The organism is Micromonospora sp. I033, assembly GCF_053890995.1.
This window is the reverse complement of record NZ_JBSSLX010000240.1, coordinates 1-8,201: the sequence shown is the minus strand read 5'-3', so window position 1 is coordinate 8,201 and position 8,201 is coordinate 1. Positions and strand designations below refer to the sequence as shown.

Annotated in this window: 5 protein-coding genes; 3 read left to right on the top strand and 2 right to left on the bottom strand. The window is 75.6% G+C overall.

Translation table 11 applies throughout. The features are described from left to right. Positions 1-219: 219 nt before the first annotated feature. Positions 220-2,427: a hypothetical protein gene (locus ACW0Q9_RS26775; protein ID WP_456185925.1), complete on the top strand. Its 2,208-nt coding sequence runs from the start codon at positions 220-222 to the stop codon at positions 2,425-2,427. Between the two features lie 11 nt (positions 2,428-2,438). Here ACW0Q9_RS26775 and ACW0Q9_RS26770 read toward each other — a convergent pair whose 3' ends face one another. Both ACW0Q9_RS26770 and ACW0Q9_RS26765 read right to left on the bottom strand, forming a co-directional pair. Then, entirely contained in the window at positions 2,439-3,890 is a 1,452-nt protein-coding gene (locus ACW0Q9_RS26770; RefSeq protein WP_456185923.1) for a sensor histidine kinase, read from the bottom strand. Further along, on the bottom strand, positions 3,887-4,543 hold the full coding sequence (locus ACW0Q9_RS26765) for a response regulator transcription factor (RefSeq protein ID WP_456185921.1): 657 nt from the start codon (positions 4,541-4,543) through the stop codon (positions 3,887-3,889). Before ACW0Q9_RS26765 ends, ACW0Q9_RS26770 begins: the two co-directional genes overlap by 4 nt. Positions 4,544-4,639: 96 nt before the next feature. Between ACW0Q9_RS26765 and ACW0Q9_RS26760 the strand changes: the two genes are divergently transcribed. Both ACW0Q9_RS26760 and ACW0Q9_RS26755 read left to right on the top strand, forming a co-directional pair. Further along, positions 4,640-5,758: a LolA family protein gene (locus ACW0Q9_RS26760; protein WP_456185919.1), complete on the top strand. Its 1,119-nt coding sequence runs from the start codon at positions 4,640-4,642 to the stop codon at positions 5,756-5,758. Between the two features lie 283 nt (positions 5,759-6,041). Beyond that, a partial coding sequence (locus ACW0Q9_RS26755; RefSeq protein WP_456185927.1) for a HelD family protein occupies positions 6,042-8,201 on the top strand: 2,160 nt, incomplete at its 3' end.

The window sequence follows — 8,201 nt, the reverse complement described above, 5'->3', positions numbered from 1 at the left end:
GCAGCCGCCGCGCACCTTCCTGACCCTGCCCGCCGGCTCGGTCGACTACATCGCCTACGGCCTCGACCGCACCACCGACTACTGCTTCACGGTCGCGGTGGTCTGGTCGACCGACACGGTCGCCCGGACCGCCCCGGTCTGCACGACGCGACGCCGCTGACCCTGGCGGATTGCGCCGTATCGGCGCTGGGCCCGGTGCCGGTCTGTGACCCTGTCCGCGTGGGCACAGCACCGGAGGGCGAAGCCGTCGAGTTGAGGGTGCACGGGGTGTCCGGCGGGACCGCGGAGAAGATCCTCGACCACCCGATCGTGGAGCGGGTCGCCGGGGACCGCCACGCGGGGTTCTACCGGCCTCGACCGGGCGCCGGAGCAGCGGGCGGGGCCACCCCCGGGATCGCGGTCGAGGCGTACCGCTGGGGTGCCCTGACGGCGGGCGCCGCGGTGCGGACGGCGTCCATGCTGTTGCTGCTTCCGTTCATGCTGAGCAACCTGGCGATCCGACTCCGCCCGGCCGCGACCGGCCGGTCCCGCCTGTTCCGGGTGCTGTGCCGCCTGCTCGCCGGCACGCTGACCGCCGCCTTCGTGCTCTCCGTCGTCGGGGTGACGCTGGACCTCGTCGGCTGGCAGTGCGTGCCCTACGACGGGTGCCGCGCGGACCGCCCCTACCTGTCCTGGCTGGGTGACCTGCCGGCCGGCCCCCGGCTGGCCCTGCTGTCGCTCGTCCCGCTTGTCGCGTTGCGCGTCGTCTGGGGCATCGGCGCACGGTCGACGCGGGCGCTCGAGGGGTTCCGCCCGCCCCAGCCGCACCCGGAGGCCGCCCGGGCGCCCGACCGCCTCGACGTCCCGGGATTCTGGGACGACGAGCGGACACCCGCCTGGCTGCGCCAGATCCACGTGGCGATCGGCGCCGGGACGCTGGACGCCAGCCTGCTCGCCGGGACCTCCCTCCCGGACGGTGTCGCCGGGCGGGTGCTGTTCGCCGCCGCCGTCGGCCTGATCGGGTGCGGCGCGGTGCTGCTCTGCCTGCCCGTCCCGGCCACCCGGCGGCGGGTCCGCCGCGTGTTGCGCCCGTTGTCGGCGACCACGATCGCGGTGAGCGCGCTGAGCATCGGCTACGCCGCCCTGGCCCGCGGCGTCCAGTCGCGGCCCGGCCAACTGCCCGGCTACGAGGGCGCGGTGGGTGCCCTGCTCGGGGCGCAGGGCGTCCTGCTGGTGGTGCTGGCCCTCGTCACGGTGGCGCCCCGGCCCGGGAGCCGGTCCGTCCTCGCCGGGCTCGGCATGCCCGTCGTGGCGGCGGCCTCGGTGACGGTCGCCGGCGCGTTCGCCGCCACCCTGGTCTTCCGGGTCGCCGACTTCCTCGACCGGGGCTCCCTCCCCGGTCCGATCTGGCCGGACCCCCCGGGTGTCGCTCCCCTGGACCCGCCGGTCGCCTACTGGTGGGCCGCGCTGGCCAGCCTGGCCGCCCTGCTGATCGCCACCGGGGCCGCCTCGCTCACGCTCGTGATCAGCCGGCGGCGGAGGCGGCACCGCGCCGGCAGGATCGTCGAGCGGGACTACCCGGACGTCACACCCCGGGCGGTGCCCCGGCGCGAGGCCGTCCGGGAGACCATCGCCCGCTCCCACGTGACCGACGAACTGGGCCCGATCCTCGTCACGTTCTTCGTGATGTCCTCGCTGGGGCTGGCCACCATCGCGTTCGACCTGATCGGGATCGGGCCCACCCAACTGGTCGCCCGGCTCAGCGCGGACCCGGCGCAGACCACGCTGCTGACCGCGTACGTGACCGACGGCGGGGTCTGGCTCATCAGCCTCCTCGTCATCGGCCTCATGATCCTCGCCTTCCGCTCCTACCGGTCGGCGGAGACGCGACGCACGGTGGCGGCCCTGTGGGACCTGGGCGACTTCTGGCCCCGTACCGTGCACCCCTTCGCCCCGCCCTGCTACGCCGCCCGGGCGGTGCCCGAACTCGCCAAGCGGGTCTCCGCACTCGCCGCGCGCGGCAAGGTGATCATCTCGGGGCACAGCCACGGCTCCGTCCTGGCCGCGGCCACCATCCTGCAGCTGCCGCCGGACGTCCTGCGGCGGGTGGCGCTGCTGACCCACGGATCCCCGCTGAGCCGGCTCTACACCCGCCTCTATCCCGCCTACCTCAGCCGGCGGACGCTGTGCGAGCTGGGCGACCGGCTCGACTGGCGGTGGCGGAACCTGTGGCGGGACACCGACCCGGTCGGAGGGATCATCTTTGACCGCCCCGGCGGCTGCGACGCCTCCGGGGCGGGTTCGGTCGACGTCCGGCTCCGCGACCCGTCGAGCCTGGACATCGACCCGATGGACACCGTGCCACCGCCGCTGGAGCGGCACTGGCCGTACCACACCCAGGAGACGTACCAGACCGCCGTGCGCCAGCTCGCCGACCGCATCGGCTGACGGCCGACGGGTCAGTCCGCCTCCGGCTCGGCCAGCGCGGGCAGCCGTACCGTCACCCGCAGTCCCGGCGCGGCCGCCCCCGGCGCGGCGTCGGCCAGCTCGACGGCGCCGCCGGCCCGCCGGACCAGCTCCCGCACGATGGCCAGGCCGAGGCCCGCGCCGCCGGCGTCGCGCGCCCGGGCGTCGTCCAGCCGGGTGAAGCGGGCGAACACCCGCTCGCGGTCCGCCGCCGGGATCCCCGGCCCGTCGTCGGTCACCGTGACCAGGTGGTACGCCGACCCGCCGCGCTGTCGCGGCACCGGCGGATCGGCGTGCGGGCCGGTGACCGCGAGCCGCACCTCGCCGTGCGCGTGCCGCAGCGCGTTCTCCACGAGGTTGACCAGCACCCGGCGCAGCTCCCCCGGATCCCCCTCGGTCCACAGCGGGCCGGGCGGCGGGGTGAGGCGCAGCGGCGGGGACGGGTAGCGCTCGGCCACCCCGCGCAGCAGCTCGCCCAGCTCCACCGGGCCGACGGCGGGCGGCGCGGGACGGTCCGGCCGGGCCGCCTGCTCGTCGAGGCGGGCCAGCAGCAGCAGGTCGTCGACCAGCCGGCTGAGCCGCTCGGTGTCGGCGAGCAGGTTCTCCGCCACCGCCGGCCAGTCGGTCCCGTCCCCCAGCCGCCGGGCCACCTCCAGCTCGGTGCGCATGTTGGTGACCGGGCTGCGCAGCTCGTGGGCGGCGTCGGCCACGAACGCCCGCTGCCGGTCCCGGGACGCGGCCAGCCGGTCCAGCATGTCGTTGAGGGTGACGGCCAGCCGCTGGATCTCGTCGCGCCCGGCCGGCACGGGCAGCCGCTCCGCCCCGGCCCGGCCGGTGATCTCGGCGGCGCCGCTGCGCAGCGCCTCGACCGGGCGCAGGGTCGCCCCGACCACCCGCCAGGCCACCACGGCCAGCCCGACGACCAGCAGCGGGAAGCCGACCAGCAGCAGGTTCCGCACCACGTGCAGGCTGTGCCGGACGTCGGTCATCGACTTGGCCACCAGCACGGTGAGCGGCTCGTCCGGGGTGCCCGCCGGCACGGTCACCACCCGGACCGGCCCGGTCAGGCCGACCCGCCGCCCGTCCACCACCAGCCGCTGGCGCTCCCCGGCACGCAGATGGTCCGGACCGAGCATCGGCACCAGCCGGTCGGCGTCGATGGAGGCGGCCCGGATCCGGCCCTGACCGTCGACGACCTGGACGCGGAGCTGCCCGCCGGCCACCGGCAGCGGGTCGGGCAGGGCGTCCTCCGCGGCGAGCAGCGCGACCGCGTCCGCGGTCCGGAGCGCCTCGTTGTCGACCGCGCGCTGCAACGTCCAGCCGAGGGCGCCGAGCAGCAGTGCCGCGCCGAGCGCGAACCCGACGATCAGCCCGACCACCCCGAGCGCGAGCAGCCGGGAACGCAGGTTCAGGTGCGGCAGGAGGCTCCGGATCCAGCGCGTCATGTGGCCAGCCGGTAGCCGGCGCCGCGGACCGTCTCCAACCGGTCCCGGCCGATCTTGCGGCGCAGGTAGCCGACGTAGACCTCGACGGCGTTCGGGGCGGTCTCCACCGAGGCGTCCCAGACGTGGTCCAGCAACTCGGTCTTGGAGACCACCTCGCCGGGGCGGCGCATCAGGTAGTCGAGCAGGGCGTACTCGCGGGTGGTCAGGGCGACCTCGGCGTCGGCCCGGGTCACCCGCCGCCGCGCCGGGTCCAGCCGCAGGTCGCCGACCGAGAGCACGGCCGGGCGCTCCGGCGCGCCGCGGCGCAGCAGCGCCCGCAGCCGGGCCAGCAGCACCACGTAGGAGAACGGCTTGGTGAGGTAGTCGTCGGCCCCGCAGTCCAGCCCGTCGGCCTGGTCGTACTCGCCGTCCTTGGCCGAGAGCATCAGCACCGGCAGCCAGCGCTCCTCGGCGCGCAGCCGGCGCACCACCTCGTAGCCGGAGAGGCCGGGGAGCATCACGTCGAGGATCATCGCGTCGTAGTCGCCGTGCCGCGCGGCGTCCAGCCCGCCCGGGCCGGTGGACTCCACGTCCACCACGAAGCCCTCCGCCTGCAGGCCCCGCCGCAGGGACGCGGCCAGCCGCGTCTCGTCCTCCACCACCAGCAACCGCACGGGTCAAGGGTGCCATCCGGTGACACCCCCTAGGGAATCTGCTCAGCGTGCTCACAGCGTCCCTGGTGCAGCATCTACCGTCAGGAGGTGCACACCATGTCCGTACTGAAGAACCGCGCCGTGCTGCGCTGGCTGGTCCCGGTGACCGCGGGGGTCGCCGTGATCGGGGGCGGCGCCGCCGTCGGCACGTTCGCCGCCGGGGCCGACCCGGCGCTGCCGCCGCGTACCGCCGCCCAGCTCCTGGAGGATCTCCGGACGTCCCGCCTCGACGGGCTCTCCGGCACGGTCGTGCAGCGGGCCGACCTCGGGCTGCCGCCGATCGCCGAGTTGGCCGGGAAGGCCGGCGGGGGCGAGCTGGCGAGCCTGATCAGCGGCACGCACACCCTGCGGGTCTGGTACGCCGGCGAGGAGCGGCAGCGGGTCGCCCTGGTCGACACGCTCGGCGAGCGGGACGTGCTGCGCAACGGCCGCGACGTCTGGACCTGGAGCAGCCGGGACAACATCGCGTCGCACCGGACGCTGCCGGCGGAGGGGAAGGACCTGGCCTCCGCGCCGGCCACGCCGGCCGACGCCGCCGACCGGGCGCTCGCCGCCATCGACCCGAGCACCGCGGTCACCGTCGGCCGCTCCGCCACCGTGGCCGGGCGCAGCGTGTACGAGCTGGTGCTGACCCCGCGCGACCGGGACTCGCTGGTGCACCAGGTGCGGATCGCGCTGGACGCCGAGGAGCACGTGCCGCTGCGCTTCGAGGTGCTCGCCGACGGGGCGGACGAGCCGGCGTTCGAGGTGGCGTTCACCCAGGTCGACTTCCGCACCCCGGACGCCGACCAGTTCCGGTTCAACCCGCCGCCGGGCGTGAAGGTCATCGAGGAGCGGGCGGGCGACGGGCATGGGCCGGCGGCCGGCAAGCGCCCCGCGGATCGGGACGCGGACGGGCCGGACGTGCGTACCGTCGGCACCGGCTGGACCACCGTGCTGGTGGCGAAGCTCGACGCGGCCGGGCCGGGCGCCCCGGCCGCGAAGCCGGGCGAGGCGGCGGGACCGGACGCGGACGCGCTGGCGAAGGTGCTCGGCGGGCTGGAGCGGGTGAGCGGTGACTGGGGCAGCGGCCGGCTGCTGACCGGCAAGCTGTTCAGCGTGCTGCTCACCGACGACGGCCGGGTGCTGGCCGGCCTGGTCCGGCCGGAGCGGCTGTACCAGGCGGCGAAGGGCTGAGATCCGCGAAGGGGCCCTGTCGGGGTCCGGTCGGCGTGTGCCGGCCGGGCCCCGTTTTCGTGTGCGAGCCTGCGGTGTGACGTCGTCGTGGGCGGCCGGCGAGGCTTGGTCCGACGGCGGGCCGCGCGGTATCTTTCTCAGTTCAAACACAAAAAGGAATGGCTTCTCAGAGCCATTCCTGCCGCAATTTTAGCCATGAGGAGCCGGCTTGTCAACGCACTCCGACGTGTCGGGTGAGCTGCACCAGGACGACGAGATCGGTCGCGAGCAGAAGTACGTCTCGATGCTCTACGACCGGCTGGACGGTATGCGGGACCAGGCCGCCCGCCGGCTCACCGAGGAGCTGCGCACCACCGGCGGCACGTTGCAGGCCCGGTCGCAGCGGGACTCCGCCGTGGGGATGTACGCCGACCAGGTCGAGCAGCTCTCCGCGGTGGAGACCGGCCTGTGCTTCGGCCGCCTCGACGGCGACGACGACTCGTGCCGCTACATCGGCCGGATCGGCATCTTCGACACCTCCGGCGACTACGACCCGCTGCTGATGGACTGGCGCGCCCCGGCCGCCCGCGCCTTCTACCTGGCCACCGCCGCCAACCCGCAGGGGGTACGCCGGCGCCGGCACCTGCGGACCCGGGAGCGCAAGGTCACCGGGCTCAACGACGAGGTGCTGGACATCGCCGCCGCCTCCCCCACCGCCCACGAGGAGGTGACCGGGGAGGCGTCCCTGCTCGCCGCGCTGAACGCCGGACGGACCGGGCGGATGCGCGACATCGTCGAGACCATCCAGGCCGAGCAGGACCGGATCATCCGGGCCGACCTGCCGGGCGTCATGGTGGTGCAGGGCGGGCCGGGCACCGGCAAGACCGCGGTGGCGCTGCACCGGGCCGCCTACCTGCTCTACACCCACCGGCAGCAGCTCTCCACCCGGGGCGTGCTGCTGGTCGGCCCGAACGCCACCTTCCTGCGCTACATCTCCCAGGTGCTGCCGGCGCTGGCCGAGACCGGCGTGCTGCTGCGCACGCAGGCCGATCTCTTCCCCGGCGTGCACGCCCGGCGCACCGAGCCGGCGACCACCGCGGCGCTGAAGGGGCGCGCGGTGCTCGCCGAGGTGCTGGCCAACGCCGTCCGGGACCGGCAGTGGGTGCCGGAGGAGCCGCTGGAGATCGAGCTGCCCCAGCGGGAGATCCTCACCCTCGACCCGGAGACCGTGCGCCAGGCGCGGGACCGGGTCCGCCGCGCCGGCCGCGCGCACAACCTGGCCCGGGCGCTGTTCGACATCGAGATCGTGCACGCGCTCGCCGACCAGGTGGCCGAGCGGATCGGCGCCGACCCGCTCGGCGGGGAGAACCTGCTCTCCGAGGCCGACCGGGCCGAGATCCGCCGGGAGCTGCGCGACGAGCCGGAGATCCGCGCCGCGCTGGACGAGCTGTGGCCGGTGCTGACCCCGCAGCGGCTGCTCGCCGACCTGTACGCGTCCCCGGAGCGGGTCGCCGCCGCCGCGCCGATGCTCACCGACGCCGAGCGGGCGGCGCTGCACCGGGAACCGGGCGGCTGGACGCCGGCCGACGTGCCGCTGCTGGACGAGGCGGCCGAGCTGCTCGGCGAGGACGAGCGCGCCGCCGCGGCCCGCCGGGACCGGATCCGCGCCCTGGAGCGGGAGTACGCCGAGGGCGTGCTGGAGATCTGGCGCGGTTCCCGCTCGATCGACGTCGAGGACGAGGCGGACGGCGGTGAGATCCTCGGCGTCACCGACCTGATCGACGCCGACCGGCTCTCCGAGCGGCAGGAGGAGGCCGACCGGCTCACCACCGCGCAGCGCGCCGCCGCCGACCGCACCTGGGCCTTCGGGCACGTGATCGTCGACGAGGCGCAGGAGCTGTCGCCGATGGCCTGGCGGCTGCTGATGCGGCGCTGCCCGAGCCGGTCGATGACGATCGTCGGGGACGTGGCGCAGACCGGCGCGCTCGCCGGCACGCCGTCATGGCAGGAGGCTCTGGCGCCGTACGTGGCGGACCGGTGGCGGCTGGCGGAGCTGACCGTCAGCTACCGCACCCCGGCCGAGATCATGGCGGTCGCCGCCGAGGTGCTCGCCGAGATCGACCCGGCGCTGCGCCCACCCCGCTCGGTACGCGCCGGCGGCGTGCCGCCGTGGGACCGTACCGTCGCGGCGGACCGGCTCCCCGCCGAGCTGGTCGAGGCGACCGAGCGGGAGGCGGCCGGGCTGGCCGACGGCCGGCTCGGGGTGATCGTGCCGGCCGGCCGGGTGGCCGAGCTGGGCGAGGCGGTCGTCGCGGCGCTGCCCGAGGCGACCGTGGGTGAGCAGCCGGAGCTGGCGAACCGGGTGGTGGTGCTCACCACCGAGCAGGCCAAGGGCCTGGAGTTCGACTCGGTGCTGGTGGTGGACCCGGACCGGATCGTCGCCGAGTCCCCCCGCGGTCACAGC

Coding starts and splice junctions, on each gene's coding strand:
- ACW0Q9_RS26760 (WP_456185919.1), top strand. CDS start 4,640: ATGTCCGTACTGAAGAACCGCGCCGTGCTGCGCTGGCTGGTCCCGGTG.
- ACW0Q9_RS26770 (WP_456185923.1), bottom strand. CDS start 3,890: ATGACGCGCTGGATCCGGAGCCTCCTGCCGCACCTGAACCTGCGTTCC.